The 26,439-nt window shown below is 48.4% G+C and carries 28 protein-coding genes and 1 tRNA gene; 11 read left to right on the forward strand and 18 right to left on the reverse strand.

Annotation, left to right across the window (positions count from 1 at the left end; genetic code table 11):
* Positions 1 to 37 precede the first annotated feature (37 nt).
* Complete coding sequence (gene rpsU, locus ACTHTS_RS01925) at positions 38 to 250, forward strand: 30S ribosomal protein S21 (protein WP_003680926.1); 213 nt, start codon at positions 38 to 40, stop codon at positions 248 to 250.
* Between the two features lie 102 nt (positions 251 to 352).
* The gene (locus tag ACTHTS_RS01930; protein ID WP_049331296.1) at positions 353 to 799 is read left to right on the forward strand and encodes a GatB/YqeY domain-containing protein; all 447 of its coding nucleotides are present in this window, start codon (positions 353 to 355) and stop codon (positions 797 to 799) included.
* Positions 800 to 862: 63 nt separating this feature from the next.
* On the opposite strand, the gene accD is transcribed toward ACTHTS_RS01930, so the two are convergent.
* The 11 genes from accD to ACTHTS_RS01985 all read right to left on the reverse strand — a co-directional run bounded on the left by accD (position 863) and on the right by ACTHTS_RS01985 (position 10,665).
* Positions 863 to 1,729 carry an acetyl-CoA carboxylase, carboxyltransferase subunit beta gene (gene accD, locus ACTHTS_RS01935; protein ID WP_049331298.1) on the reverse strand — a complete coding sequence of 289 codons (867 nt, stop codon included), beginning with the start codon at positions 1,727 to 1,729 and terminating at the stop codon, positions 863 to 865.
* A 75-nt stretch (positions 1,730 to 1,804) separates the two neighbouring features.
* A complete protein-coding gene (trpA, locus tag ACTHTS_RS01940; RefSeq protein WP_063067898.1) occupies positions 1,805 to 2,590 on the reverse strand; it encodes a tryptophan synthase subunit alpha in 786 nt (261 codons plus the stop codon).
* Between the two features lie 326 nt (positions 2,591 to 2,916).
* Positions 2,917 to 3,264, reverse strand: coding sequence for a hypothetical protein (locus ACTHTS_RS01945; protein WP_004519475.1), 348 nt, complete (start codon positions 3,262 to 3,264; stop codon positions 2,917 to 2,919).
* Positions 3,248 to 3,550, reverse strand: a complete 303-nt coding sequence (locus ACTHTS_RS01950; RefSeq protein ID WP_003680933.1) for an integration host factor subunit alpha — start codon at positions 3,548 to 3,550, stop codon at positions 3,248 to 3,250. The genes ACTHTS_RS01945 and ACTHTS_RS01950 overlap by 17 nt, the downstream gene beginning before the upstream one ends.
* Before the next feature lie 115 nt (positions 3,551 to 3,665).
* Complete coding sequence (pheT, locus tag ACTHTS_RS01955; RefSeq protein ID WP_063067899.1) at positions 3,666 to 6,029, reverse strand: phenylalanine--tRNA ligase subunit beta; 2,364 nt, start codon at positions 6,027 to 6,029, stop codon at positions 3,666 to 3,668.
* A 104-nt stretch (positions 6,030 to 6,133) separates the two neighbouring features.
* Positions 6,134 to 7,123 (reverse strand): phenylalanine--tRNA ligase subunit alpha, encoded by a 990-nt coding sequence (gene pheS, locus ACTHTS_RS01960; protein WP_063067900.1) that lies wholly within the window; start codon positions 7,121 to 7,123, stop codon positions 6,134 to 6,136.
* A 248-nt stretch (positions 7,124 to 7,371) separates the two neighbouring features.
* Positions 7,372 to 7,731 carry a 50S ribosomal protein L20 gene (gene rplT, locus ACTHTS_RS01965; protein ID WP_003675502.1) on the reverse strand — a complete coding sequence of 120 codons (360 nt, stop codon included), beginning with the start codon at positions 7,729 to 7,731 and terminating at the stop codon, positions 7,372 to 7,374.
* Between the two features lie 12 nt (positions 7,732 to 7,743).
* On the reverse strand, positions 7,744 to 7,941 hold the full coding sequence (gene rpmI / locus ACTHTS_RS01970; protein WP_003675505.1) for a 50S ribosomal protein L35: 198 nt from the start codon (positions 7,939 to 7,941) through the stop codon (positions 7,744 to 7,746).
* A gap of 142 nt (positions 7,942 to 8,083) precedes the next feature.
* Positions 8,084 to 8,605: a translation initiation factor IF-3 gene (infC, locus tag ACTHTS_RS01975; protein WP_079453677.1), complete on the reverse strand. Its 522-nt coding sequence runs from the start codon at positions 8,603 to 8,605 to the stop codon at positions 8,084 to 8,086.
* Positions 8,606 to 8,622: 17 nt separating this feature from the next.
* The gene (gene thrS / locus ACTHTS_RS01980; RefSeq protein ID WP_070838676.1) at positions 8,623 to 10,536 is read right to left on the reverse strand and encodes a threonine--tRNA ligase; all 1,914 of its coding nucleotides are present in this window, start codon (positions 10,534 to 10,536) and stop codon (positions 8,623 to 8,625) included.
* 52 nt (positions 10,537 to 10,588) lie between these two features.
* Positions 10,589 to 10,665: transfer RNA gene (locus tag ACTHTS_RS01985), tRNA-Val, on the reverse strand.
* 234 nt (positions 10,666 to 10,899) lie between these two features.
* Here ACTHTS_RS01985 and tgt point away from each other — a divergent pair.
* The 4 genes from tgt to ACTHTS_RS02005 all read left to right on the forward strand — a co-directional run bounded on the left by tgt (position 10,900) and on the right by ACTHTS_RS02005 (position 14,325).
* Complete coding sequence (gene tgt, locus ACTHTS_RS01990; protein ID WP_063067901.1) at positions 10,900 to 12,015, forward strand: tRNA guanosine(34) transglycosylase Tgt; 1,116 nt, start codon at positions 10,900 to 10,902, stop codon at positions 12,013 to 12,015.
* 85 nt (positions 12,016 to 12,100) lie between these two features.
* Positions 12,101 to 13,111, forward strand: coding sequence for a ferrochelatase (gene hemH / locus ACTHTS_RS01995; RefSeq protein WP_440369064.1), 1,011 nt, complete (start codon positions 12,101 to 12,103; stop codon positions 13,109 to 13,111).
* 120 nt (positions 13,112 to 13,231) lie between these two features.
* Entirely contained in the window at positions 13,232 to 13,630 is a 399-nt protein-coding gene (locus ACTHTS_RS02000) for a c-type cytochrome (RefSeq protein ID WP_308881436.1), read from the forward strand.
* Positions 13,631 to 13,833: 203 nt separating this feature from the next.
* Positions 13,834 to 14,325 carry a disulfide bond formation protein B gene (locus tag ACTHTS_RS02005; protein WP_440369065.1) on the forward strand — a complete coding sequence of 164 codons (492 nt, stop codon included), beginning with the start codon at positions 13,834 to 13,836 and terminating at the stop codon, positions 14,323 to 14,325.
* Positions 14,326 to 14,385: 60 nt separating this feature from the next.
* On the opposite strand, the gene ACTHTS_RS02010 is transcribed toward ACTHTS_RS02005, so the two are convergent.
* Positions 14,386 to 15,114, reverse strand: a complete 729-nt coding sequence (locus ACTHTS_RS02010) for a YebC/PmpR family DNA-binding transcriptional regulator (RefSeq protein ID WP_003745951.1) — start codon at positions 15,112 to 15,114, stop codon at positions 14,386 to 14,388.
* Between the two features lie 365 nt (positions 15,115 to 15,479).
* Between ACTHTS_RS02010 and ACTHTS_RS02015 the strand changes: the two genes are divergently transcribed.
* On the forward strand, positions 15,480 to 16,910 hold the full coding sequence (locus tag ACTHTS_RS02015) for an alanine/glycine:cation symporter family protein (RefSeq protein WP_440361813.1): 1,431 nt from the start codon (positions 15,480 to 15,482) through the stop codon (positions 16,908 to 16,910).
* Between the two features lie 59 nt (positions 16,911 to 16,969).
* Here the strand turns inward: ACTHTS_RS02015 and trhA are convergent, their stop codons facing one another.
* Positions 16,970 to 17,596 carry a PAQR family membrane homeostasis protein TrhA gene (trhA, locus tag ACTHTS_RS02020; RefSeq protein ID WP_440369066.1) on the reverse strand — a complete coding sequence of 209 codons (627 nt, stop codon included), beginning with the start codon at positions 17,594 to 17,596 and terminating at the stop codon, positions 16,970 to 16,972.
* A gap of 189 nt (positions 17,597 to 17,785) precedes the next feature.
* On the opposite strand from trhA, the gene cysD reads away from it, so the two are divergent.
* Together cysD and ACTHTS_RS02030 are read left to right on the forward strand one after the other, a co-directional pair.
* Complete coding sequence (gene cysD / locus ACTHTS_RS02025; protein ID WP_440369182.1) at positions 17,786 to 18,727, forward strand: sulfate adenylyltransferase subunit CysD; 942 nt, start codon at positions 17,786 to 17,788, stop codon at positions 18,725 to 18,727.
* A gap of 232 nt (positions 18,728 to 18,959) precedes the next feature.
* Positions 18,960 to 19,523, forward strand: a complete 564-nt coding sequence (locus ACTHTS_RS02030) for an RBBP9/YdeN family alpha/beta hydrolase (RefSeq protein ID WP_440369067.1) — start codon at positions 18,960 to 18,962, stop codon at positions 19,521 to 19,523.
* A 131-nt stretch (positions 19,524 to 19,654) separates the two neighbouring features.
* Here the strand turns inward: ACTHTS_RS02030 and pyrC are convergent, their stop codons facing one another.
* The 3 genes from pyrC to ACTHTS_RS02045 form a co-directional block, all read right to left on the reverse strand.
* Positions 19,655 to 20,689, reverse strand: a complete 1,035-nt coding sequence (gene pyrC, locus ACTHTS_RS02035) for a dihydroorotase (RefSeq protein WP_371459372.1) — start codon at positions 20,687 to 20,689, stop codon at positions 19,655 to 19,657.
* A gap of 99 nt (positions 20,690 to 20,788) precedes the next feature.
* Positions 20,789 to 21,382 (reverse strand): NMCC_0638 family (lipo)protein, encoded by a 594-nt coding sequence (locus ACTHTS_RS02040; RefSeq protein ID WP_440369068.1) that lies wholly within the window; start codon positions 21,380 to 21,382, stop codon positions 20,789 to 20,791.
* Between the two features lie 12 nt (positions 21,383 to 21,394).
* Positions 21,395 to 21,619: a sulfurtransferase TusA family protein gene (locus ACTHTS_RS02045; RefSeq protein WP_003681929.1), complete on the reverse strand. Its 225-nt coding sequence runs from the start codon at positions 21,617 to 21,619 to the stop codon at positions 21,395 to 21,397.
* Between the two features lie 109 nt (positions 21,620 to 21,728).
* Between ACTHTS_RS02045 and ACTHTS_RS02050 the strand changes: the two genes are divergently transcribed.
* A complete protein-coding gene (locus tag ACTHTS_RS02050; RefSeq protein WP_440369069.1) occupies positions 21,729 to 22,340 on the forward strand; it encodes a CNP1-like family protein in 612 nt (203 codons plus the stop codon).
* Between the two features lie 63 nt (positions 22,341 to 22,403).
* On the opposite strand, the gene ACTHTS_RS02055 is transcribed toward ACTHTS_RS02050, so the two are convergent.
* On the reverse strand, positions 22,404 to 23,519 hold the full coding sequence (locus ACTHTS_RS02055; RefSeq protein WP_128580860.1) for a porin: 1,116 nt from the start codon (positions 23,517 to 23,519) through the stop codon (positions 22,404 to 22,406).
* Between the two features lie 387 nt (positions 23,520 to 23,906).
* On the opposite strand from ACTHTS_RS02055, the gene ACTHTS_RS02060 reads away from it, so the two are divergent.
* A complete protein-coding gene (locus ACTHTS_RS02060) occupies positions 23,907 to 24,653 on the forward strand; it encodes a carbonic anhydrase (RefSeq protein ID WP_440369070.1) in 747 nt (248 codons plus the stop codon).
* Between the two features lie 63 nt (positions 24,654 to 24,716).
* Here the strand turns inward: ACTHTS_RS02060 and ACTHTS_RS02065 are convergent, their stop codons facing one another.
* On the reverse strand, positions 24,717 to 26,351 hold the full coding sequence (locus tag ACTHTS_RS02065; RefSeq protein WP_004519451.1) for a CTP synthase: 1,635 nt from the start codon (positions 26,349 to 26,351) through the stop codon (positions 24,717 to 24,719).
* Positions 26,352 to 26,439: the final 88 nt, after the last annotated feature.

The following is a 26,439-nucleotide window of genomic DNA, read 5'->3' on the forward strand; positions in this document are numbered from 1 at the left end:
AAAACGGTTTGATTGAACAAAATTTAAAGGAAATAAAATGCCTGCTATTCGTGTTAAAGAGAATGAACCATTTGAAGTTGCTATGCGTCGTTTCAAACGTGCCGTAGAAAAAACCGGTCTGTTGACTGAGTTGCGCGCCCGTGAAGCGTACGAAAAACCAACTACTGAACGCAAACGCAAAAAAGCTGCTGCAGCCAAACGTCTGCAAAAACGTCTGCGCAGCCAACAACTGCCTCCTAAAATGTACTAATTACAGGCCTGCCCTGTGATAAACGACACACCGCAAGGGCAGCTTTGCGGTGTGTTTTGTTTTTCAGACGGCACCTTTTTATTGATATAAAGTGAGAACATTATGAGCCTAAAAACACAATTAACCGAAGACATGAAAACCGCCATGCGTGCCAAAGACCAAGTGTCTTTAAGCACCATCCGCCTGATTAATGCCGCCATCAAACAATTTGAAGTAGATGAGCGCACCGAAGCCGATGACGCAAAAGTCATCTCTATCCTAACCAAAATGGTAAAACAGCGCAAAGACAGCGCCAAAATCTACACCGAAGCCGGTCGCCAAGATTTGGCTGACAAAGAAAACGCGGAAATCGAAATCCTCAACCGCTACCTGCCGCAGATGATGTCTGCAGAAGAAATCAAGACTGTCGTTGAAGCAGCCATTGCAGAAACCGGTGCATCAGGCATGGCAGATATGGGCAAAGTCATGGGTGTACTGAAAACCCGCCTGGCCGGCAAAGCCGACATGGGCGAAGTCAACAAGGTTTTGAAAGCCGCATTGACTGCTTAATCATCAATAATCAAAAAGGCCGTCTGAAATATTATTTTCAGACGGCCTTTCTTATTGTGCCAATCAAGCAGCAGTTACTTTACCTTCATGACGCAACAAAGTAATCAAATCGCTGATACGTTTTTTCATGGAACGGCGATCGACGATTTGGTCGATTGCCCCCTTCTCCAACAAGAATTCTGCACGTTGGAAACCTTCCGGCAAGGTTTCACGTACAGTCTGCTCGATAACGCGCGGACCGGCAAAACCAATCAGCGCATTCGGTTCTGCCAAAACCACATCGCCCAAGAAGGCAAAGCTGGCAGACACGCCGCCCATGGTCGGGTCAGTCAATACGGAAATAAACGGCAGACGTTTTTCAGTCAGCAAATGCAAAGCCGCGCTGGTCTTCGTCATCTGCATCAAAGAGTTAATCCCTTCCTGCATACGCGCACCACCGGAAGCCGCCACGCAAATAAACGAACAATTATCTGCAACGGCACGACGTACACCCTGAACGAAACGCTCACCCACGACCGAACCCATAGAGCCGCCGATAAAACGGAATTCAAACGCAGCCACAACGACAGGCAGGCCGTTCATGGTGCCTTTCATAACAACCAATGCATCGTCTTCGCCGGTTGCTTTACGCGCAGCCGCGAGGCGGTCAGGATATTTTTTGCTGTCTTTGAATTTCAGCGGGTCGGTCGGTTTAATATTGGCTGCAATCTCTTCACGGCCTTCTTCATCCAAAAGTAGATTCAAACGTTCGCGCGCAGAAAGCGGATTGTGGTGATTACATTTCGGGCAGACTTCGCTGTTTTGTTTTAACTCGGTTGAGTAAACCGTTGCCGAACAAGACGGACATTTGTGCCACAGGCCTTCAGGGACGCTGGACGAACTGCTTCGGTTTTTAATTTTCGGAGGAAGAATTTTATCTAGCCAGCTCATGAATGACTCCTTGGAATTCAGAATTCAGACGGCCTGTTGAACGTAAGGCCGTCTGAAATAATGGAATAAAAAATATTAGCGAATCGCGTCTTTCAACTCTTTAACCAACACGCCTACCGCTTCGGCCTCGCTACCTGCGTGGCTTTCAATCTCTTTGACGATACGGCTGCCGACAATAACGGCATCCGCTACCGCACCAATTTTACGCGCATTCTCCGCATTATTGATGCCGAAGCCGACACCAATCGGAATATCGATGTATTTGCGCAAAAGCTCTATTTTACGCGAAACTTCTTCAGTATCCAAACTTGCAGCACCGGTTACACCTTTGAGCGATACATAATACACAAAACCGCCGGCTACTTTGGCAATCGTTTGAATACGCTCCTCAGTTGTTGTTGGCGCAATAAGGAAAATACAATCAATACCTTGCGCTTTCAACGAGTCATGCAGCGGGGTAATGGTTTCTACCGGAGAATCCACAGTCAATACGCCATCCACGCCCGCGTCGGCAGCCGCTTGTGCAAATGCTTGATAACCCATTTTATGTACTGGGTTCAAATAACCCATTAACACAATCGGCGTTTTATCATTGGTTTGGCGGAACAAACGTACTGTTTCCAATACGTTGTGCAAAGAAACATGATTTGCCAACGCCCTTTCGGCCGCACGCTGAATGGTCGGACCATCCGCCATCGGGTCAGAAAACGGCACACCCAGTTCCAAAATATCAGCACCATTAGCCACCAGGCTATGCATCAATACCAAGGTTGTCTCAAGGCTGGGATCACCCACCGTAATATAAGGAATCAGTGCTTTTGCGCCATTGAGCGCTGAGAAAGTTTGTTGGATTCTGCTCATTTTCTGCTATCCATTTCATCGATTTGAATGTTGTCCGGCAGCCTGTTTATTCTGCCGTTACATTTGTTTTAAAAACCTCAGTCTGCCATGAAAAGGCGGTATCTATCCGCATTATCTAATGACTGTTTCTTCCCAATCGGCAAACAAGAGGCTAAGTATAACATTTACGGCTATTTCATAGAATCATTTGCAATCAAGATTCTGATATTTTGAAAGCAATATAAAACAATAAAGGCCGTCTGAAAATCATTCAAACAGCCTTTATTAGAATCAATTATGCAAATCTTTGTATGCCTTCGCACTTTTGATCAGAGTTTCCCTATCGATTACAGCTCAACATGATGGTTTTGTTGTTCAGAACCTAGATGACGCTCCAAATCAGACAAAATCTGCGTCAGACCATGACGGACTTCTTCCGCATTAGCGGCAGGATTGCCGTTTGCATCCAAAGCACCACGGCTGAACGTATCGATATACGGTTCAAACGTATCTTTAAGTTTCAACAACTTAACCACATCTGAGCGCGTATATCTATCGCCACCGTATCCAATCACAACATTATTTTCATGCTGCCATTGGGCAAACTGAGCCGGGCTGATTTGCACCAATTGGCACATCTCATCCAACGTAAAATAACGCTTGGCAGGAATAACCGGATTATTGTTGTTTGTCATAGTAATGCTCCACCATGCCTTTGAGTTTTTGGCTGGCATGGAAAGTTACCACACGGCGTGCGGTAATCGGCACTTCTTCGCCTGTTTTAGGGTTACGGCCAGGGCGTTGAGGTTTGTCGCGCAATTGGAAATTGCCGAAACCGGAAATTTTAATTTCTTCACCACGCGCCAAAGTGCTACGGATTTCTTCAAAAAAGAGCTCGACGATTTCTTTGGCATCATTCTTGGTGACGTTGCTGACTTTGTCGACCAAAATATCAGCCAATTCTGCTTTAGTTAGTGTCATGTGTTTACCTTTATTCAAACTGGTGCAATTATTACCAAAATTCTTTTAAAAATCAAGTCCTCACCAAAAAATCAAACATTATTGGTGATTTTTGGCGACAACTTTTATCTTAATTTTAAGCGCGAAGCTGTGCGTCTTTTTCGGCTGCCGCTTTAATCATTTTCGCAACCAAAGGCTCGATGACTTCATCTGTCAGCGTGTTTTCCATATCTTGCAAAATGATTTTGACGGCAACGCTCTTCATGCCTTCAGGCACGCCCGTACCGCGGTAAACGTCAAACACGCTGATTTCTTGAACCAGCTTGTTTGCTGCCGCTTTCAGGGCATTTAACAAATCATCATGCGTCACAGCCTCAGGCATTACAAATGCCAAATCTCGGCGCGCAGGTTGGAATTTGGATACAGACTGATAACGGGTTTTCTCACGACCCAATACCGCATCCATATCGATTTCAAATACCAGCGGCGCTTGTGGCAAGTCATATTTTTGCAGCCATTTCGGATGCAACTCGCCAACAAAACCAACTACTTTGCCGTCTGAAACAATATTGGCGGCACGTCCAGGATGCAATGCCGGATGTTCGGTCTTAACAAAGGATACTTCCTTGTTTTTCAAAAGACTCTCAACATCGGCTTTCATATCGTAGAAATCTACGTTGCGTGTTTTCTCACCCCATTGCTCAGGCAGCACAGAGCCATACCACAAACCGCCGATACGTTCGTTTTGAACAAATTGATCAGCCGAATCTTTGCTGAACACACGGGCAATTTCAAATACGCGTACTCGGTTTTGCTTGCGGTTCAAATTGTTTTGCAAAACTTCCACCAAACCGCCGATAAGCGTAGAACGCATAACGGCATACTGCGCCGCCAACGGATTTTGCAGACGGATAGGATTGGTATTGGCAGCAAAGTCTTGCTCCCATTGCTCATCCACAAACGCATAGCTGACCACTTCGCGGTAACCGCGAGCCGCCATTTCGTTATAAACCGCAAAACGCGGGCGTTTGGTTTCAGGCAATGCCAACATTTTCAGACGGCCTGAAGTATAGTCGTCGGGAATATTTTCATAACCGTAAACGCGGCCGATTTCTTCAATCAAATCGGCTTCGATCTCGATATCGAAACGGAAGCTAGGAGAAGTGACACGGAAGCCTTCTTCGGTTTTCTCAGGCTGTAAACCCAAGTGTTGCAAGATAATTTCAACTTGCTCGGCAGGGATTTCAACGCCCAATACCGTTTTCAGACGGCCTAAACGCAATTCAACCTGTTTTGTCTCAGGCAATTTACCTTGTGCTTCAACCATTTCACCGGCCGCACCACCGCAAATCTGCAACACCAATTCGGTAGCACGCTCAATGGCATCAGCTTGCAAGCGGTAATCCACACCACGCTCAAAACGGAAAGAAGAATCCGAACCAAAACCGTATTGACGGGATTTACCTGCAATAATCTCCGGAGCAAACCAAGCAGCTTCCAACACAATATTTTGTGTCTCATCAGAAACCGCGCTTGCCTCGCCGCCCATCAAGCCGGCCAAGCTCAACGCACCTTTTTCATCAGCGACCACCAGTGTATTGTCAGCCAAAGTAACCGTCTTCTCATTCAGACACGCCAAAGTCTCGCCATTTTGAGCACGGCGGACAATCAAACTGCCTGACAGCTTGTCAGCATCGAAAACATGCATAGGCTGACCGATTTCCAGCATCACATAGTTACCAATGTCCACCAATGCGGAAATGCTGCAGATACCGCTGCGTTCCAAACGTTGTTTCATCCAATCGGGAGTAGCCGCTTTCGCATTGACATTTTCAATAACGCGGCTGATAAAACGACCGCAATCGGTCGGTGCATCAATACGGACAGCCTGTTTTTTCTCACTGTCGATAGAGGCCGTCTGAATTTCAACAGGCGTAAACGCACATTGAGTCAACGCAGAAACCTCACGCGCAATACCCTTAACACTCAAGCAATCAGCGCGGTTAGGCGTAATTTTCAACGTAAACAGCGTATCGTCCAAATCCAAGTATTCGCGGATATTGGTACCGACAGGCGCATCTTTAGGCAGAATGTGCAGACCGTCTACACCATCATCAGGCAAACCCAGTTCGTTGGTCGAACACAGCATACCGTTTGATGGTACGCCACGCATTTTAGTCGGCTTAATTTTGAAATTGCCCGGCAAAACGGCACCCGGCAACGAACATGGGACTTTAATACCCAGCTTGACATTCGGCGCACCACAAACAATCTGAACCAACTCGCCCGTACCGACATCAACTTGGGTAACGTTCAAACGGTCTGCATCAGGATGTTTTTCAACGGATTTTACTTCGGCAACAACCACGCCACTGAAAGCAGGGGCAGCAGTATCGATTTCTTCCACTTCCAAACCGGCCATGGTCAAAAGATGTTCCAGTTTATCGGCAGAAAGATCAGGATTGGCTTGGGTTCTCAGCCATGAATAAGGAAATTGCATATTATTTTCTCTACTATCAGGCCGTCTGAAACAAATTTTTATCAGACGAAATCAGTAATATCTATTCGCTTTTTCAGACGGCCTATCAAAAGACCATCTGAAATTTATTTAAACTGCTTCAAGAAGTTCAAATCGTTATCGAAGAACAAGCGCAGGTCATTGACGTTGTAACGCAACATGGCAAAGCGGTCGAGACCAATACCAAAAGCGAAACCGGTATATTTTTCAGAGTCGATATTAACGTTTTTCAATACGTTAGGATGTACCATACCGCAACCGCCTACTTCCAACCATTTGCCGTTTTCGCCCATAATGTCAATTTCGGCAGAAGGCTCGGTGAACGGGAAGAAAGACGGACGGAAACGCACTTGCAGGTCATCACGTTCAAAGAAGCGACGGATAAAATCAGTGAACACTGCTTTCAAGTCGGCAAAAGTGACACCCTCTTCCACCCACAAACCTTCGGCCTGATGGAACATAGGCGAGTGAGTGGCATCACTGTCCACACGGTAAACGCGGCCAGGGGCAATAATGCGGATAGGCGGCTCTTTTTTGTCGAGCATATAGCGGATTTGAATAGGCGAAGTGTGTGTACGCAAAACGTCGCCGTTTTCAACGTAGAAAGTATCTTGCATCGCACGCGCTGGGTGATTTGCAGGAATATTCAAGGCTTGGAAATTATGGAAATCGTCTTCGATTTCAGGGCCGTCCGCCACTTCAAAACCCATACCGTGAAACAGCTCAACCACACGTTGCAAAGTCAAAGTAACCGGATGCAAACCGCCATGCTCTTGTGCACGGCCCGGCAACGTAATATCCAAGGCTTCTGCAGCCAATTGAGCCTGCAACTTGGCTTCATTCAGGGCATCGCGTTTGGCATTAAAAGCCGTCTGAAACTGATTTTTGCATTCGTTGATGTGCGCGCCTATGGTTTTACGCTCTTCAGGAGACATTTGACCCAAAGTTTTCAAAAGTCCGGTCAATTCGCCAGTTTTACCAAGATAGCGTGCTTTAATTTGTTCTAAGGCATTGAAGTCTTGCGCGGCTTCAATAGCGGCAATACCTTCTGCAACGATACGGTTTACATTTTCCATAGTGGTTTATCGTCTGTTTGTTGATGGCAGGCCGTCTGAAACAACAAAGCCGTCTGTTGGATTTGATTGCAAACCCGTTCAGACGGCCTTTTGTCTTACTGCGGCCAATCCGTTTGATAAGAGTGGCCTATTTTATCGCAAATTAGTATAAAAAAATAGAGTTTAAAGAAAGAAAATCAACTACATAGGATTTCTTTAAGAAAAGAAAAAAGGAAGCATAAGCTTCCTTTTTAAATAATCTTATCGAATTAAGCAGCCAAAGCAGCTTTAGCTTTTTCAACCAATTGTGCAAATGCAGCTTTGTCGAATACAGCCAAATCAGCCAATACTTTACGGTCGATTTCGATAGCAGCGCGTTTCAGGCCATTCATGAATTTGCTGTAAGACAGACCATTTTCACGGGCACCTGCATTGATACGAACGATCCACAGTTGACGGAATTGACGTTTGCGTTGGCGACGGTCACGGTATGCGTATTGACCGGCTTTCATTACCGCTTGTTTGGCAACACGGTAAACGTTTTTACGACGACCGCGGTAGCCTTTGGCTAACGCGAAGACTTTTTGGTGACGAGCACGAGCGGTAACACCGCGTTTTACGCGTGGCATATTCTAAACTCCTTAAGCGTAGGGCAACATTTTAGCAACAGAAGCCAAATCGCGTGAATCCACCATAGCGGTGCCGCGCAATTGACGTTTAGTTTTAGTGGTTTTTTTGGTCAGGATGTGACTTTTGAACGCATGACCGCGTTTTACACCACCGTTACCCAGTACTTTAAAGCGTTTTTTCGCGCTAGACTTGGTTTTCATTTTAGGCATTGGAAAACTCCATTCGTTATTAGATAAGGTATAAGGGGTTTTGAAATAAATTTCAAACACTTGGATCCCAAAATACCACGGTTTTTGCCGCTAATTAAACCTTATTTCGAGCGGCAATCGAAATAAGCCTTGCATTATAGCTTTATTTTTTCTTAGGTGCAATCATCATCACCATTTGGCGGCCTTCCATTTTAGGGAAGGATTCGATTTGTGCCACTTCAGCCAACTCTTCTTTTACGCGTTCAAGCAGTTGGGCACCCAATTGTTGGTGGGCCATCTCACGACCGCGGAAACGCAATGTCACTTTGACTTTGTCACCATCGGCGAGGAAGCGGTTGATGTTGCGCATCTTGATTTGATAGTCGCCTTCATCAGTACCCGGACGGAATTTAATTTCCTTGATTTGTACCTGCTTTTGGTTTTTCTTGGCTTCGTCGCGCTTCTTGGCTTGTTGGTATTTGTATTTACCGTAATCCATCAGTTTGCATACGGGCGGTTTGGCAGTCGGGGAAATTTCTACCAAATCGACATCTTGCTCTTCGGCCATAGCCAGAGCTTCACGAACTGAAACGACACCAAGCTGATCGCCTGACTCACTGATTAATCGCACTTCTTTGGCGGTAATTTCACCATTGATTCGTGCTTCGCGTTCTTGAGCGATGATGAATACTCCTATAAAAATTAATGATTGACGAGGGCATCAGTGATTTCTTGCTGTAATTGCGCAATAAAATCATCTACATTCAAAGAACCCAAGTCTTCTGCTTTGCGGCGTACCGCAACTTTGTTTTCTTGTTTCTCTTTATCGCCGACGACGATTTGATAAGGGAAACGGTATTGGCTGTTGTCGCGGATTTTGTAACCGATTTTTTCGTTACGTAAATCCAATTCGACACGGAAGCCTGCCGCCTGCAATTTGGCAGCCACTTCACGACAATAATCTGCTTGGTTCTCGGTGATATTCATAATCACCATTTGAACCGGCGCAAGCCACAATGGGAATGAGCCTGCATGGTTTTCAATCAGAATACCGATGAAGCGCTCCAACGAACCCAAAATAGCACGGTGCAACATTACAGGACGCGCACGGTCGTTGTTTTCAGTTACATATTCTGCATTCAAACGCTCCGGCAATACAAAGTCCAACTGCAGGGTACCGCACTGCCAAGAGCGACCCAAGGCATCTTTGACATGATACTCAATCTTAGGACCGTAGAATGCGCCTTCGCCAGGCAACTCTTCCCATTCTACGCCGCAAGCGGTCAATGCATCACGCAGACCTTGTTCGGCTTTATCCCAAACTTCGTCAGAACCTGCACGTTGTTCAGGGCGGAGGGACAGCTTCACAGCAACATCATGGAAACCGAATTGTTTGTAAATGCGAACCAGCAATTCATTGAATGCACGTGCTTCATCAACGATTTGATCTTCGGTACAGAAGATATGCGCATCATCTTGCACAAAACCGCGAACACGCATCAGACCATGCAATGCACCGCTTGGTTCATTGCGGTGGCAAGAACCAAACTCAGCCAAACGCATTGGTAAATCGCGATATGAGCGCAGGCCGTTATTAAAAATTTGTACATGACCCGGACAGTTCATCGGTTTAACCGCGTATTCGCGTTTTTCTGAACTGGTCACGAACATATTGTCTTTATAGTTTTCCCAGTGGCCAGATTTTTCCCAGAAGGTTTTATCCATAATCTGAGGCGTTTTCACCTCTTTATAACCGGCAGCATTCAACTCTTTGCGCATATGCTGCTCAATCACCTGCCACAAAGCCCAGCCTTTAGGATGCCAGAACACCATACCCGGCGCTTCATCTTGCAGGTGGAACAAATCCAATTGTTTACCCAGCTTACGGTGGTCGCGTTTTTCTGCTTCCTCGATGCGTTGGATATAGGCTTTCAATTCGTCTTTACTTGCCCAAGCCGTACCGTAAATACGTTGCAACATTTCATTATTGCTGTCGCCGCGCCAGTATGCGCCTGCCAGTTTGGTCAGCTTGAAGTTTTTCAAGAAACGGGTATTGGGAACGTGAGGACCGCGGCACATATCGACGTATTCCTGATGATGATACATACCCATTGCTTCCACTTCAGGCATGTCTTCAATCAGACGCAATTTGTACTCTTCGCCGCGATCTTGGAAAATTTTGATGGTTTCTGCACGGGGCGTCATCACTTTAATGACGTCATAGTCTTGTGCAATCAACTCTTTCATGCGCGCTTCGATGGCGGCCACATCATCAGGCGTAAACGGTTTTTCAGTCGCAATATCGTAATAGAACCCGTCTTCAATCACCGGGCCGATAACCATTTTGGCATCTGGGTAGAGCTGCTTGACCGCATGACCAACCAAGTGCGCGCAGGAGTGGCGGATAATTTCCACGCCTTCTTTGTCTTTAGGCGTAATGATTTGAACATGGGCATCTTCGGTAATCGGATCGCAAGCATCCACCAATTTACCGTTAACCTTGCCCGCTACCGTTGCCTTTGCCAGACCTGCACCGATAGACGCTGCGATTTGCGCCACGGTAACGGGTGATTCATATTGGCGGACCGAACCGTCCGGCAAGGTAATGTTCAACATTAGAAAGCTCCAAAACATTAAAAAATAACGGCATAAAGCCGTTATGGAAATTTGGTAGGCACAATTGGACTCGAACCAACGACCCCCACCATGTCAAGGTGGTGCTCTAACCAACTGAGCTATGTGCCTTCATCTAAGTCGCTTATTGTAACGAAGCGTGTTCCCTTTTGCAAGCATCTGTAAATACTTTTCAGACGGCCTGAATATTTTTGTTTGATTTATACCTCATTTTTTATTTCCTCCATCATTCAGGCCGCCTGAAGCATTGTTTTGACAAAGATAAAATCCAGCCGTCAACCAACGAAAAATCCTTTATAATCTGCCCTTTCATTTCGCACACACGTGAACGTCCAATCTATTACTATGCTCAAATTTACCTTACACAAAAAAGACGGTCATGCCCGACGCGGCACTTTGGAACTGAACCACGGCAAAATCGAAACGCCGGTATTTATGCCGGTCGGCACTTACGGTTCGGTCAAAGCGATGAACCCACAAAACCTGCATGACATCAAAGCACAAATCATCTTAGGCAACACTTACCATCTGTGGCTGCGCCCCGGTTTGGAAGTCATCGAACAATTCGGCGGCCTGCACGAATTTATCGGCTGGGATAAGCCGATTTTGACCGACTCAGGCGGTTTCCAAGTATTTTCGTTGTCCGATATGCGTAAGCTGACCGAAGAAGGCTGTACATTCCAAAGCCCGATCAACGGCGACAAACTGTTCCTCTCGCCCGAAGTGTCGATGAAAATCCAAACTGTGTTGAATTCCGACATTGTGATGCAGTTAGACGAATGCACCCCTGGCGAAGCAACGCACAGCCAAGCGCAAAAATCGCTGCAAATGAGCCTGCGCTGGGCGGAACGCAGCAAAAAGGCTTTTGAAGACCTGAAAAACCCAAATGCGCTGTTTGGTATTGTCCAAGGTGCGATGTATGAAGATTTGCGCGAAGAGTCGCTGAAAGGTTTGGAAGAACTCGACTTTCCCGGCTTGGCCATCGGCGGCTTGTCCGTTGGCGAACCTAAGCCCGAAATGTACCGTATGTTGCGCGCCGTCGGCCCTATCCTGCCGGAACACAAACCTCATTATTTGATGGGCGTCGGCACGCCTGAAGACTTGGTGTACGGCGTGGCACACGGCGTGGATATGTTCGACTGCGTCATGCCCACCCGCAATGCGCGTAACGGCTGGCTGTTTACCCGTTTTGGCGATTTGAAGATCAAAAACGCCAAACACAAACTCGACAAGCGTCCGATCGATGAAAGCTGCACCTGCTACGCCTGTCAGAATTTCAGCCGCTCCTACCTGCACCATCTGCACCGTGTCGGCGAAATCTTGGGCGCACAGCTCAACACCATCCACAATCTGCACTTCTACCAAGTCATCATGGCAGAAATGCGCGAAGCCATCGAACAAGGCAAATTTGCCGATTGGCAGGCGCAATTCAATGAAAACCGCGCCCGCGGTGTGGATTAATCCTTTTAAAGGCCGTCTGAAATCAGGTTTTAATTCAAACTGCTTTTCAGACGGCCTCAATATTCTTAATTAATAAAGCACAATCATGTCCCGTTTCCATACCGAACCTCCCTTAGCCTACACCGCACAAAACCGTACCGCCGTCCTGCTGCTCAACCTTGGCACGCCTGACGCGCCGACGGCTGCCGCAGTCAAGCCTTACTTGAAAGAGTTTCTGTCCGATCAACGTGTTGTCGAACTGCCCAAGCTCTTATGGCAACCGATATTGCGCGGCTTGGTATTGACTTTTCGTCCGAAAAAAAGCGCGCATGCCTATGAAAAAGTTTGGTTTAAAGAAGGTTCGCCGCTTGAGGTTTACACGCGCCGCCAAGCAGAAGCCCTGGCTAAACACTTGCCCGATGTCATCGTCCGTCATGCCATGACTTACGGCAATCCAAGCGTTGCCGATGTTTTGGCGGAACTTAAAGCCCAAGGCGTGGGCAAATTGCTGGTCATTCCGCTCTATCCGCAATATGCCGGCTCGTCTACCGGCGCGGCTTTGGATAAAGTGTTCCAAGAGTTATTGCTGCAACGCAACCAAATGAGCGTCCGCACTGTCTCCCGTTATTACGACGATGCCGCCTATATTCAAGCCATGAAGCAGCATATTGAAGCCTATTGGGCCCAAAACGGACGCAGCGAAAAACTGATGTTGAGTTTCCACGGTATTCCGCAAAAGCATCACGACGACGGCGACCCTTATCCTGACGAGTGCCACCATACTGCCAAACTGCTGGCGCAGGCATTGGGCTTGTCCGAACAAGAATATATCGTTTCTTTCCAAAGCCAGTTTGGCAAATCCCAATGGGTCAAGCCCAGTACGCAAGCCCTGTTTGATCAGCTGCCGAAACAAGGCACAGCCAAACTCGATGTATTCTGCCCCGGCTTCCTGGCCGACTGCCTCGAAACCATGGAAGAAATCGCCATTATGGGACGCGAACAATTCCACGCCGCAGGCGGCAAAGAATACCGTTACATCCCCTGCCTCAACGATTCCGCCGACTGGATTGCCGCACTTGCACAATTAAGTCGGGCTAATCTGCAAGGCTGGATTTGACCTAAACCAAAGGCCGTCTGAAAAATCTACTTTCAGACGGCCTTTAGCGTTATCATCAAGCTATTAAAACGCAAACCAAGCGTGTGGCCATCAAAAATACCACTCAAAAAGGAACACATCATGACTGCACTCCGCCCTATCCTGCTCCTTCTGACCGCATTCAGCATCCCAACCGCTTTTGCCGCTGATGCTGCGTTGATGAGCAAAGGACAAAAAATTTACGAAACCAACTGCGCTGCCTGCCACGGGAAAAAAGGCGAAGGCCGGGGTGCCATGTTCCCACCTTTATTCCAGTCCGACTATATCAATAAAAAACCGCAAGTGCTGTTGCAAAGCATGACCAAAGGCATCAACGGCCCGATTAAAGTAAACGGCAAATCCTACAACGGCTTTATGCCTTCTACCGCCATCAACGATGCCGATGTTGCCGCCGTTGCCACTTACATCATGAACGCCTTCAATAATGGCGGCGGTACGATTACTGAAGCAGATGTCAAAAAATCTCACGGGAAAAAATAAAACGTCTCTCCCCTAAAGGCCGTCTGAATATTTCAGACGGCCTTTTCTGTACGACACATTCTTGTTTCTATATTTATGGTTACGCAACATCAACAAACATACGCAAAAAACCGTCAAACCAAAAAAAGCATATGCGTTTTGTGTTAAAGTAAACATTATTTATCGGCTGTTTTGCGTCCAGGCCGTATGAAAGGTTTTATATTATGAACTTTTTCCGCAAGACTGTTTTATTTTTAGTCGTCCTCTCCATATTTGCCGCCTGCGGCTCCTTTATTTCCCAATACGTTTTGGGCATGAACCCGTGCGTATTGTGCATCCTGCAACGCTTGTGCGTATTGGCTGTCGGACTGTTGGCCATTGTTACGGCATTCAGTTCTCAATCTTCCAAATTTGCCCGCTCGCTCTCAGCATTGTTGATTGCCGCCCCGGCCGTTTACGGCGCAGGTGTCGCCGCCTATCAAATTTGGCTGCAAAGCCTGCCGCCCGGCACCGCCCCTTCTTGCGGCGCACCTTGGACCTTCCGCCTGCGCGACTGGCCTTTGTTCGATTGGTTTGAACCCATCGTCCGTGGCTTTGGCAACTGCGCCGAGCCGGACTATCTATTCGGCATCGCCCTGCCGGTATGGAGTATTTTGTATTTCAGCTTCGTCGTATTGCTGCTGCTTTGGGCTTGGTTGAAAACCAGAAAAATCTGATTGGTTTCGATATAAAAAGGCCGTCTGAAATTTCAGACGGCCTTTTGTTCTTTAAACTGTTTAGTCCAGATTCAACACAGCAGAAGTGTAAACGTCTTGTACGTCGTCTAAATCTTCCAATGCATCAATCAGTTTTTGCATCTTAACCGCATCTTCGCCGCTCAACTCGGTTTCGTTTTGGGCGCGCATGGTAACGTCGCCGTCAACAGATTTATAACCTGCGGCTTCCAATGCCGCTTTCACGCCTGCCCAGTCGTTCGGCGCGGTAATCACTTCGATGGAGCCGTCGTCGTTGGTGATGACGTCTTCCGCACCAGCTTCCAAAGCTGCTTCCATCAGCGCATCTTCGTCAACGCCCGGTTCAAACACCAAATAGCCTTGATGAACGAAGTTGAACGCTACGCAACCGTCGGTACCCAAGTTACCGCCGTTTTTAGTGAACGCATGGCGTACATCGGCAACGGTACGGGTTTTGTTGTCGGTCAGACAGTCCACCATCAAAGCCGCGCCGCCTATGCCGTAGCCTTCGTAACGCAACTCGATGTATTCCACGCCTTCCAGATTGCCCGTACCTTTATCGATGGCACGTTGCACGTTGTCTTTAGGCATATTGTTTTCAGCGGCTTTTTCCAAAGCCAGGCGTAGGCGCGGGTTCGCGCCGGGGTCGCCGCCGCCCATGCGAGCAGCAACGGTAATTTCTTTAATCAGACGGGTAAAGATTTTGCCGCGTTTGGCATCTTGTCGGGCTTTTTTGTGTTGGATATTTGCCCACTTACTATGGCCTGCCATGTTGATTCCTTTCGTTTTTTCACGCGTTGAGGCGGAATTTGCTTCATTTGTAAGGCGTGCATTTTATCATAAGTTGCCTTTACCCAAAATATTCGAACGGCCCAAACATTTACAAAAAAAGGCCGTCTGAAAACAAAGAAACCTTTTTTAAATAAAGAAGCACATTTGCGGCAAACCTTTGTCAGTTTTTCGTTTTAATTCACGAAGGTTTACGGTATGATGACAAAATCGGTCAAAATTGTTAACAACTTAACCGGTATCGAATGGCAAAACGGCCTGCTCGCCGATGTTGCCAACCATGAAAAATGAGTGGGAGTAGTTACCCGTATCATTTTATTTTTATTGTTTTTATTAAAGGTTTTATTATGGAAGAAATATTGTCTGCTCTGGTGGGTGCAGTCAATCAGGTTCTTTGGGACTACCTGCTGATTTATGCCTTAATCGGTATTGGCCTGTTCTTTACCCTGTACTTGGGCGCGCCGCAAGTGACCAAATTGGGGACGGGTTTCAAATCCGTTTTCGGCGGCTTGTTCAGCAAAAAAGACAAAGACCACGAAGGCAAATCCCTGTCTCAATTTCAAGCGCTTGCCGTGGCGATTTCCGCACAAATCGGTACTGGTAACGTGGCCGGCGTCGCCACTGCGATTACTGCCGGCGGCCCGGGTGCCATTTTTTGGATGTGGTTGTCTGCCATTCTGGGCATGTCTACCATTTTTGCAGAAGCTGTTTTGGCGCAAAAATACCGTGTGGTCAGCCACGGCAAATACATCGGCGGCCCTGCGTTTTACATCACGCACGGCCTGACCCCGAAAATCGGCCGTGGCGCGGCGCGTTTCCTGTCCGGCTTTTTCTCCATCGCCTTGATTATCGCGCTGGGTTTCATCGGTAACGCGACCCAGTCCAACTCTATCGCCTCGGCCATGAATTTGGCTTTCGATATTCCTCCGATGGCTGTCGGCATTGCTTTGGCAGTATTCGCCGGCCTGATCATTATCGGCGGCATCAACCGTATTGCCGGTATCGCGCAATTTGTCGTGCCGTTTATGGCGGTGATTTACATCTTGTGTGCCGTAATTATTTTGTTCAAATTCTCCGACCACATCATCCCGATGTTCCACAGTATCTTTGTCGCCGCCTTCAATCCTGAAGCGGTATTGGGCGGTGCGGCCGGTATCGGTATGCGCGAGGCCGTCCGCTTCGGTGTGGCACGCGGCCTGTTTTCCAATGAAGCCGGTATGGGTTCTACCCCGCACGCTCATGCGACTGCCAACGTCAAACACCCTGTTCAACAAGGTATGGCCGCGTTTATCGGTATCTTTATCGATACGCTGATGGTCTGCACGGCAACTGCGTTGATTATCCTGCTGACCGACGCCAACCTGTCCGGCGAAACTGGTGCGGCAGTTACCCAACTGGCTTTTAACAAGGCCTTCCCGGGTTTCGGTTCGCAACTGCTCGCCGTCTGTCTGACCTTCTTCGCCTTTACCACCATCATCGGCTGGTACTACTTCGGCGAATCCAATATCCGCTTCCTGTTCCGCGGCAAACACTTGGGCATCTACCGCGCACTGGTTTTGGTGGCCATCGTATTGGGTACATTGGGCAAAGTGGATTTGGTTTGGAGCATGTCCGATATGTTCAATGGTTTTATGGTCTTGCCGAACTTAATCGCCCTCTTCCTGCTGCGTAAGGAAATCCGTGCGGTTTACGACGATTATCTGGCGCAAACCAAAGCCGGCAAAGAGCTGACCTACAACTATGAATTCCACGAATTTCACGACAAAAACCCAGGTTAGCGACAAACAAAAACCTCTCAGTCAAACTGAGAGGTTTTTTTATTTCAGGCCGTCTGAAACTACAACACATAAAAATAAATGCTGATAAATTGCGTCAAACTGCCTGCTAAGACAAACAAGTGCCAGATACCGTGGCCGTGGCGGATTTTCGTATCGTTGATAAACCAATAAATCCCCGCGCTATACAATACGCCGCCCAACACCAGCCAAAATAATCCACCGGCCGAAAGCGACTGTATCAGCGGCCATACCGCCACCACAATCAGCCAGCCCATCAACACATAAATCACCATCGACAGCAGCCGCTTCTCGCTTTTGCGCCCAACCGTCAGCTCTTGAATGATACCCACTAAAGCCAGGCCCCACGACACGCCGAAAAGCGACCAGCCCCAGCCACCGTGAAGGGTAATCAGCGTAAACGGCGTATAGCTGCCCGCAATCAAAAGATAAATCATACAATGATCGACCTTTTGCAAAATCGCCTTGGCCTTCGGCTGCGGAATGCTGTGGTATAAGGTTGAGCCCAAATACAGAAGCAGCAGGCAAACTCCGTAAGTCAGTGCACCGGCAATCCGATAGCCGTCCGCCGATTCCACCGCTTTCACCAGCATCAGCACCAACGCCGCCACTGCCAACAAGAAACCGGCCAAATGGCTGTACGCATTAAATCTCTCGCCGTGATACATAAACCATTCTCATTTATAAAAAACCAAAGTGTACGCTAAGACAGGCGCTTCGTCAGAGAAATCGGGTTAAAAATAAGTTAAAGCGCAAAGGCCGTCTGAAAAACACGGCCTTGCAATATAACAAAAACATCTTTGCAACAAACAAACCATTCTTTCCCTTTTTCAGACGGCCTCACTAAAGTATCGGCTATCGCCAAGGTTGCAAAGAGAGAAAAAATGTCTATCCAAAACCACCACCTCGACTGGCTCGAAGCCGAGTCTATCTACATCATCCGCGAAGTGATTGCCAATGCCCAAAATCCGGCCTTGCTGTTTTCCGGCGGTAAAGACTCCGTCGTATTGCTGGCGCTTGCCGCCAAAGCCTTCCAAATCGAAGGCCGTCCGCTGAAGCTGCCGTTCAAACTCCTGCACGTCGATACCGGCCACAACTACCCCGAAGTGATTCGGTTCCGCGACGATACGGTCGCGCGTACCGGCGTACAACTTGTGGTCGGCAGCGTAGAAGAATCCATCCGCAAAGGCAGCATCGTCTTGCGCCGCGAAACCGATTCGCGCAACGCCGCCCAAGCCGTTACACTGGTTGAAACCATCGAAGAACAAGGCTTTGATGCGCTAATGGGCGGTGCACGCCGCGATGAAGAAAAAGCGCGCGCCAAAGAACGCATCTTCTCTTTCCGCGACGAGTTCGGCCAATGGGATCCTAAAAACCAACGTCCCGAATTATGGTCGCTCTACAATACGCGCCTATTCCAAGGCGAAAACATGCGCGTGTTCCCGATTTCCAACTGGACGGAATTGGACATCTGGCAATACATCACACGCGAAAAACTCGCCCTGCCGCCGATTTATTACACCCACAAACGCGAAGTCGTCGAACGCAACGGCCTGCTCGTTCCCGTTACCCCGTTGACCCCAAAACGCGAAGGCGAAGTTGCCCAAATCCGCGATGTCCGTTTCCGCACCGTCGGCGATATTTCCTGCACCTGCCCTGTTGCCAGTACCGCCGCCACGCCCGAAGACATCATTGCCGAAACCGCCGCCGCAACCATTTCCGAACGCAGCGCCACACGCATGGACGACCGCGTATCAGAAGCGGCAATGGAAGAGCGCAAAAAACAAGGCTATTTCTAAACTGTTTTTTCAGACGGCACATATATATTTCAAACCCGAACAACACGGTAAAACCATCCGCCCCTGCCGTGTTGTTTGCTTTATTATTCTTGCAAATATCATTTAACAACAAAAGCTTAATCAAAAATCCTTACTAAGCGACAAACAATAAAACATAAACAAACATGGTATAATGAATGTTTACAGGCAGAGATTTAGACAAAAGTCTCAGGCCGTCTGAAGGAGGAAAAACATGAATCGACGCGTTTATATCGTACATGGCTTTGAAGGCAATCCGCACGGCAACTGGTTTGACTGGCTTTGCGCCCAAGTCAAAAGCACCGGCGCACAAGCAATCTCCCTCGCCATGCCCAATCCCGACAAACCAAGCACGACCGCGTGGCAGTTTACCCTTGACCAGCACATTGGCAAGCCCGATGCCCATACCTTCCTAGTCGGCCACAGCCTCGGTTGCATTACCCTCCTTCACTTCCTCAGCCGCCAACAGCCGCAAAAAATCGGCGGTCTGCTGCTTGCCGCAGGTTTTGCCGATACGTTGCCTCCCCTGCCCGCACTCGATGCCTACATCAAAGCAGCGTCCCCCGATTTCGACATCCTGCGCAAAATCGACATGCCCAAACACTGTCTAGTTTCCGACAACGATACCCATGTTCCGCCCGAACTGACTTTGGACATGGCGGCCAAACTCAAAAGTCCTGTTACCCATATTCCCGAAGGCGGCCATTTGATGGCTTCGGACGGCTTTACCCAACTGCCACAGGCTTGGGAAGCACTGAAATCCATGTTGACTGAATAAACACACATCTAATCCAGTTTTCAGACGGCCTTGTCTGCCTCCCTCTCCATGACAGGCCGTCTGAACGACAATAAAAAACAACCTGCCCTTTCAAGCAGGTTGTTTCTTTTTATGCCTTATTGACAACAAATTTAATATTGCACCGTCCATTCAATCTCACCGCCGGCCCTCATCGGCACAAGCTCGCCATCGCCGTAAGGTACGCTGGCAGGTACGGTTTGCGTTTGTTTAAGCAATGTGATGGTATCGGAATTTTCAGGCAGACCGTAGAAACGTGGGCCGTTTTTAGAAGCAAAGGCTTCCAGTTTATCCAACGCGCCTGCTTTCTCAAACACTTCAGCATAAAGCTCAATGGCAGTCATCGCGCTGAACATACCGGCGCAACCGCAAGCATTTTCTTTGGCGGTTTTAGCATGTGGCGCAGAGTCCGTGCCGAGAAAGAATTTGTGCGCCTTATCGCCGGTAACGGCGGCAACCAAAGCCTGACGGTGGGTTTCACGTTTGAGTACAGGCAGGCAGAAATGATGAGGGCGCACGCCGCCGACCAAAAGGTCGTTGCGGTTGAGCAGCAAGTGTTGCGGCGTCACGGACGCGGCCACATTATCACCTGCTTCCAATACCAGTCGGGCTGCTTCGGCAGTGGTGATGTGTTCAAACACGACTTTGAGGTTGGGCACTTGCGCCAAAACCGGCTTCATCACGCGCTCGATAAAGGCGGCTTCGCGGTCGAAAATATCGATTTCAGCATCGGTCACTTCGCCGTGAACCAAGAACAAAATGCCCTGTTTCGCCATTTCTTCCAACACGGGAATCAGTTTGAACAAGTCGGTCACGCCGGAATCGGAATTGGTGGTCGCGCCTGCAGGATAAAGTTTGAAAGCCACAATACCGGCAGCCTTGGCTTCACGCACGAGTTCGGGAGTGGCGTTGTCGGTCAAATAAAGCGTCATCAACGGCTGGAAGGCGCTGCCTTCTGGCAGGGCAGCCATAATGCGCTCTTTGTATGCTTGGGCATCGGCAACGCTGACAACGGGCGGCTTCAGGTTGGGCATGATAACCGCGCGGCCCATTTGCCGGGCGGTGTACGGGGCAACGGCTTTGAGCGCGTCGCCGTCGCGCAGGTGTAAGTGCATATCGTCGGGGCGGATGATGGTCAGGGTTTGCATAGCTTACTTTCGAGTGGTTTGGTTTGATAATGTTTCAGACGGCCTCTATTCGGCGGTAACGGTTTCTATCGATTTGATGTTTTTTAATCGTCAACCGGCCTAAGGCAAAACGGCGGCCTTATTGTCGTAAGAATGATGGGTCAAATAAAAAACAGCCTGTACCGGAAAATGCTCGGACGACGTTGTTTTGACGGTCAGCAAGGTTTCTTTCGGACTGCCGGACGCGCGCCATGCGTAGGAAATCTGGCGCATAGGCAACGGGGCTTCCGACAAATTATCGGCACGCAACTCAGCGTTCAAACCTTGCGGCGGATTTTCTGCCAAAGCCAAAAATTGTTTGAAAATCAGATGATCGTCGGCTTTGGCCGTACGCACACTGCAACTGTCTTCAGTCAGGCTCAAATAATAATCTGCGCCGTTTACCGTTTTCTTCCAAATGCTTAATGCCTCCAAATCCATCATTCCGGCAGGCAAATCGGCAATATCTTTTTTCGACAATAAAACCAGTTTGTTGGCATTGGCAAACTCGCCGACAAGGGCAGCATCGCCGTCTGCGGCTACGCAGCTTTGGCGGAACAAGTCGGTTACATTTTGGGCATAATCGGCAGCGTTCTGCGGTGAAACGCCTTCATTGCCGCATGCACTCAGGCAGACGGCCAATACAGCGGCAGACAACGCGACGGCTTTAGACATTTCAGACGGCCTTTATTTGTGTTTCAACACCAGCTTGAACACGCCGTCGGCCTCGCTCGATTCCAACAAGACATGTCCGGTCTGACGGCAAAACGCTTCAAAATCGCCGGGCGCGCCACCATCGGTAGCCAATACGGTCAGCACTTCGCCTTCCTGCATTTGCGCCAAAGCTTTTTTAGCACGCAAAATCGGCAGAGGGCATTTCAAACCAATGACATCCAGAGTTTGTGTATTCATGATGAAAACTCGTCATATTAATCAGAATTAACGTCAATTATACCGCACTTACTTGCACCCCACCCTGCAAGCCCATAAAATAAAGCCGTTTTTCACTTTGGAGCTGTCTATGCGCCGTTTTGCCCTTCTCGCTCTCAGCCTTGCCGCGACTCAAGCATTTGCTTTGGGTTTCAGCCAAAAGGATACGCTGACCAACACGCGTTATCAGGAAAGCCCTGAAGAAGTTGCCGCACGCGAATTTAAAGAACACAAAGCCGAGTTGCCGCCCCTGCCCGATACCCAATCGGGCGATTGGTTCGACCTCTACGTTAACGAAACTTACGGCAAGCAGCCCAAAATCCTGCTCAGCAGCCTGCAAATCATGCCTGAGCCGGACAACAGCATCCGCTACGTCTTGAACGTGCGCTCCGACAAAGGCTACGACAACCTCTCCGTCGAAGGCCTCTATTGCGCCCGTACGTCCTTTACTTACAGCAACGACAAGCGTTCTTCTTACAAAATATTCGCTTACGGCGACACAGTAAACCACCGCTGGATCGAGCCGCGTAAAGGCGATTGGAAGCTGATCGGCAATACATTCAGCCGCAATGATGCCCTGCACACCGCCCTGTATCAGGCATTCTGTATCGACGGCATGCCGACAACGGTCGAAGGCTTGGTACAACGTTTGAAAGAACGCGGCGGCCGTCACGGTACAACGCTGACCAACCACGACAAATAAACTGCTTTAATCAAGAAAAAGGCCGTCTGAAATTTTTCAGACGGCCTTGTCTTTCAAGACGGCTTAGAATTTGTGATACAGGCCCACAGAAGCGGCTTTTTGTTCAACGCCGCCTTTGTTGGCTGCAGTCAGACGGGTTTTGTTGCCGACTTTCAGATACGCCAGTTGGGCATTGATGCCGGTGCGTTTGCTGAAGGTGTATTGGCCGCCGACAACGACTTGGTCGAATTTATCCACCAATTTCTCGCCGCTGTTCACGCCCTTGGCAGGCCAGCCGTGTGCGTAAGTAATGCGTGGGGTCACGTTGCCGAATTTGTAGCCGACTGTTACCGCTGCATCAACTACTTTTACGGCTTCAGATTTGCCTGTATCGACAGTAATGTCACTACCCTTGTACTCATTAAAACCATCGGTGAAATAGCCTAAATATTCGTTGCCTGTCTCATGGCCTTTGGCATAGTGTACGCCGCCGCCGACAAAGAGATTGTCTTTATCGTAATAAGTTTCGACTTTGGCGATTTGCGCCGCTTTGACTTTGCCTGATTTGTCGGTGTACGCGCCGTTGTAGTGACCGTAAGCCGCATTGGCGGTAAAGCCGTTTTTAGAGAAACTCACGCCGCCGGTGTATTGGTCTTTGGCCGGTTTGCTGTGCGTGTATTTGTCTGAAGGATTGCGGTTGTCGCGCGGTGCGTAAGACACGTTGAATTTGAATCCGCCGAAATCCGGGCTGTCGTAGCGTACAGCGGCGTTGCGGTTGCCGGTACGGGTAAAGATGCCCAAGCCTGCGGCATTGGTTTTGTACATCCATGGATCGATGGTGTCCATTTCGTTCAGCATATTGCTGAGTTTACCGGCGCGAATCTTACCGAAGTTACCTTGCAGACCGATGAAGGAGTCCCGAGTGGCAAAACCTTGGGAACCGCCGGTAATGGCCGTTTTTTGTTCTACCTGCCAGATGGCTTTCAAATCGCCGCCCAAGTTCTCGCTGCCTTTGAAACCGATACGGGAAGTATTGTCATTGATGCTGGTTGCGGTAGAGCTGGTTTCAGAACCTGCATCACCTTTGATTTTTACTTGACCGACGGTCACGCTGCTTTTGATTTGACCATACAGAATCACTTCTGCAGATGCAGCCAGCGGCAAACCGGCAATAACCAAAGCGATAATCGATTTTTTCATTATTCTCTCCAAAACAAAGTTAAAATCTCGTGAAAACACGTTTAGCAATATTAATGTTTTCCAACGCTACAAACAACTACTTTCATCTTGATAGATACTTTTATTCATTAGAGTTTAGACTTTTTACAACATTTTCAAATAAAACAGGCCATCTGAAAGAAATTTCAGACGGCCTCTCCCATTCAAAATCATAGCAAGGACAATCATCCCTATTATTGTAATCATTTAATCAAAAATGATTGCTTGATAAATGTTTGCCATATATCAACCTAATATTCCCAAATTGCCACTATCATTAACTTTCTTATTATGAAGAAGCTTTTTTATATCAACAATTTATTTGGTATAAATTTTCCTTTTACCTAATATAAATAAATAGGAGTCCTTATGTCGAACAAACATCTCTTTTTATCTTTGCTAATGGCTGTCTCTACTGCAACGGTATCCGCCGAAACCCATCATGCACATTGGTCTTACACAGGTGAAAACGATGCTGCACACTGGGGCGATTTGAGTGAAGACTTTGCCGTCTGCAAAACAGGCAAACAGCAATCTCCAGTGGACTTCTCCACAACAAAAGCAGTAAAAGGCAAACAACTGGCATACCGTTACAACGTCGCCGACTACAAAGTAGAAAATAACGGCCATACCCTTCAAGCCACGCCGCAAGGCAAGGCCCAAACCATCGTGATCAACGGTAAAACCTATACCTTCAAACAATTCCACTTCCATACGCCGAGCGAACATACTTTCAAAGGCAAACATTTCCCGATGGAAGCGCATTTTGTCCATCAATCCGAAGACGGCACTTTGGCGGTCATCGGCTCTGTATTTAAACCGGGCAAAAACAACCCTGCCTTGTCTGCACTCACTGCAAAAAAACTGAAAGTGGGCGAATCCGTAACGTTGAAAAACTTGAACATCCAAGCCCTGCTGCCTAAAGATAGCAAGTCCTTCCAACTGAAAGGATCGCTGACAACGCCGCCTTGCAGCGAAAACGTGACTTGGGTTGTCTTAAAAACTCCGGTTCAAGCAGATGCGGCGCAGTTTAAAGCCATGCGCGACATTATCGGCGGCGAAAACAACCGTCCCGTACAACCTTTGAACGACCGCGAAGTCAATGAAGACAAATAACTTCTAAGGCCGTCTGAAAACAAAAAAGCACCCGGATAACGGGTGCTTTTTCAATCACATCAATCAGGCTTTTTTGTTACCCAACGCGGCTTTCACAAACGCGCTAAACAAAGGATGGCCTTTGCGCGGATTGGAAGTAAATTCCGGATGGAACTGACACGCGAAGAACCAAGGATGATTTGGCAATTCGATGGTTTCAACCAAACGCTCGCGGCCTGCGGATACGCCGCCAATGACCAAACCGGCTTTTTCCAACTGAGGCACATAGTTGTTGTTGACTTCGTAGCGGTGGCGATGACGTTCGCGGATATGTTCGCTGCCGTAGATTTTTGCGGCAAGGCTGCCCGGTTTGAGGTCAACTTCTTGCGCACCCAAACGCATGGTACCGCCCAAATCGGCAGATTCGTCACGGGTTTCTACGCTGCCGTCGGCAGTTTGCCATTCGTCAATCAGGGCAACGACAGGCGCGGCGCATTTCAAGTCAAACTCGGTAGAGTTCGCACCTTTCAAGCCTGCAACATCGCGGGCGTATTCGATCAGGGCAATTTGCATGCCCAAGCAGATGCCCAAGTATGGTACGTTGTTTTCACGTGCATAACGTACGGCGGCAATTTTGCCTTCTACGCCGCGTGAACCGAAGCCGCCCGGCACCAAAATCGCATCCATGTCTTTGAGCATGGAAACGTCGCCATTGCCCTTCTCGATGCTTTCACTGTCGACAAAGGTAATTTGTACGTCGGTTTCAGTATGAATACCGGCGTGTTTCAGGGCTTCGATCAGCGATTTGTAGGACTCGGTCAAATCAACGTATTTGCCGACCATTGCGATTTTGACGGTGTGTTTCGGATTTTGAATCGCGTGAACGATTTTCTTCCATTCGGTCAAATCGGCTTGTTTGACATTCAGTTGAAGCTGCTCGGTAATAATGCTGTCGATACCTTGGTTGTGCAGCATTTCAGGGCATTCGTAAATGCTGTCCACATCGTAGCTGCCCACGATGGCACGTTCTTCAACGTTACAGAACAAAGCAATCTTACGGCGCTCGTCCGCAGGCATTTCTCTGTCCATACGGCAGATTAGGATGTCCGGTTGCAAACCAATGCTCAACATTTCTTTAACGGTATGCTGGGTCGGTTTGGTTTTGATTTCGCCGGCAGCGGCAATGTAAGGAACATAGCTCAGGTGGGCAAACAATGTATTGTTGCGGCCGAGCTGGCTGCGCATTTGACGGATGGCTTCCAAGAAAGGCAACGATTCGATATCGCCGACTGTACCGCCGATTTCGACAATCGCCACATCATAACCGGCCGCGCCTTCATGGATACGGCGTTTGATTTCATCGGTAATGTGCGGAATCACTTGTACAGTACCGCCCAAATAGTCGCCGCGACGCTCTTTAGCAATCACGTTTTCATAGACTTGGCCGGTACTGAAGCTGTTGCGGCGGGTCATGGTGGCGTTAATGAAACGCTCGTAGTGACCGAGGTCGAGGTCGGTTTCCGCGCCGTCATCGGTCACGAATACTTCACCGTGTTGAAACGGGCTCATGGTACCCGGGTCAACGTTGATATACGGGTCGAGCTTAAGCATGGTCACGTTCAAGCCACGCGACTCGAGAATAGTAGCAATAGAAGCGGCGGCGATACCTTTACCCAAAGAAGATACAACGCCGCCGGTTACGAAAATAAATTTAGTCATGATGTGATACCCATGTTGGAATGTGTGATTTTAACTTGAAGCAGCATATTCTGGCAAACGGCAAAAGCTTCAGGCCGTCTGAAAATAG

Source organism: Neisseria sp. P0019.S003 (assembly GCF_051957115.1).
GTDB classification, from domain to species: Bacteria; Pseudomonadota; Gammaproteobacteria; order Burkholderiales; family Neisseriaceae; genus Neisseria; species Neisseria flavescens_D.

What these genes read in the sequence shown, in the direction of transcription:
- rpsU (WP_003680926.1), top strand. Translation starts at nt 38, where the DNA reads ATGCCTGCTATTCGTGTTAAAGAGAATGAACCATTTGAAGTTGCTATG.
- tgt (WP_063067901.1), top strand. Translation starts at nt 10,900, where the DNA reads ATGCTCAAATTTACCTTACACAAAAAAGACGGTCATGCCCGACGCGGC.
- trpA (WP_063067898.1), bottom strand. Translation starts at nt 2,590, where the DNA reads ATGAGCAGAATCCAACAAACTTTCTCAGCGCTCAATGGCGCAAAAGCA.
- ACTHTS_RS01950 (WP_003680933.1), bottom strand. Translation starts at nt 3,550, where the DNA reads ATGACACTAACTAAAGCAGAATTGGCTGATATTTTGGTCGACAAAGTC.
- ACTHTS_RS02000 (WP_308881436.1), top strand. Translation starts at nt 13,232, where the DNA reads ATGACTGCACTCCGCCCTATCCTGCTCCTTCTGACCGCATTCAGCATC.
- ACTHTS_RS02005 (WP_440369065.1), top strand. Translation starts at nt 13,834, where the DNA reads ATGAACTTTTTCCGCAAGACTGTTTTATTTTTAGTCGTCCTCTCCATA.
- ACTHTS_RS02065 (WP_004519451.1), bottom strand. Translation starts at nt 26,351, where the DNA reads ATGACTAAATTTATTTTCGTAACCGGCGGCGTTGTATCTTCTTTGGGT.
- ACTHTS_RS02030 (WP_440369067.1), top strand. Translation starts at nt 18,960, where the DNA reads ATGAATCGACGCGTTTATATCGTACATGGCTTTGAAGGCAATCCGCAC.
- accD (WP_049331298.1), bottom strand. Translation starts at nt 1,729, where the DNA reads ATGAGCTGGCTAGATAAAATTCTTCCTCCGAAAATTAAAAACCGAAGC.
- pyrC (WP_371459372.1), bottom strand. Translation starts at nt 20,689, where the DNA reads ATGCAAACCCTGACCATCATCCGCCCCGACGATATGCACTTACACCTG.
- ACTHTS_RS01930 (WP_049331296.1), top strand. Translation starts at nt 353, where the DNA reads ATGAGCCTAAAAACACAATTAACCGAAGACATGAAAACCGCCATGCGT.
- pheS (WP_063067900.1), bottom strand. Translation starts at nt 7,123, where the DNA reads ATGGAAAATGTAAACCGTATCGTTGCAGAAGGTATTGCCGCTATTGAA.
- rpmI (WP_003675505.1), bottom strand. Translation starts at nt 7,941, where the DNA reads ATGCCTAAAATGAAAACCAAGTCTAGCGCGAAAAAACGCTTTAAAGTA.
- ACTHTS_RS01945 (WP_004519475.1), bottom strand. Translation starts at nt 3,264, where the DNA reads ATGACAAACAACAATAATCCGGTTATTCCTGCCAAGCGTTATTTTACG.
- trhA (WP_440369066.1), bottom strand. Translation starts at nt 17,596, where the DNA reads ATGTATCACGGCGAGAGATTTAATGCGTACAGCCATTTGGCCGGTTTC.
- ACTHTS_RS02040 (WP_440369068.1), bottom strand. Translation starts at nt 21,382, where the DNA reads ATGTCTAAAGCCGTCGCGTTGTCTGCCGCTGTATTGGCCGTCTGCCTG.
- ACTHTS_RS02060 (WP_440369070.1), top strand. Translation starts at nt 23,907, where the DNA reads ATGTCGAACAAACATCTCTTTTTATCTTTGCTAATGGCTGTCTCTACT.
- ACTHTS_RS02010 (WP_003745951.1), bottom strand. Translation starts at nt 15,114, where the DNA reads ATGGCAGGCCATAGTAAGTGGGCAAATATCCAACACAAAAAAGCCCGA.
- ACTHTS_RS02045 (WP_003681929.1), bottom strand. Translation starts at nt 21,619, where the DNA reads ATGAATACACAAACTCTGGATGTCATTGGTTTGAAATGCCCTCTGCCG.
- ACTHTS_RS02015 (WP_440361813.1), top strand. Translation starts at nt 15,480, where the DNA reads ATGGAAGAAATATTGTCTGCTCTGGTGGGTGCAGTCAATCAGGTTCTT.
- hemH (WP_440369064.1), top strand. Translation starts at nt 12,101, where the DNA reads ATGTCCCGTTTCCATACCGAACCTCCCTTAGCCTACACCGCACAAAAC.
- ACTHTS_RS02050 (WP_440369069.1), top strand. Translation starts at nt 21,729, where the DNA reads ATGCGCCGTTTTGCCCTTCTCGCTCTCAGCCTTGCCGCGACTCAAGCA.
- rplT (WP_003675502.1), bottom strand. Translation starts at nt 7,731, where the DNA reads ATGCCACGCGTAAAACGCGGTGTTACCGCTCGTGCTCGTCACCAAAAA.
- pheT (WP_063067899.1), bottom strand. Translation starts at nt 6,029, where the DNA reads ATGCAATTTCCTTATTCATGGCTGAGAACCCAAGCCAATCCTGATCTT.
- ACTHTS_RS02055 (WP_128580860.1), bottom strand. Translation starts at nt 23,519, where the DNA reads ATGAAAAAATCGATTATCGCTTTGGTTATTGCCGGTTTGCCGCTGGCT.
- thrS (WP_070838676.1), bottom strand. Translation starts at nt 10,536, where the DNA reads ATGTTGAACATTACCTTGCCGGACGGTTCGGTCCGCCAATATGAATCA.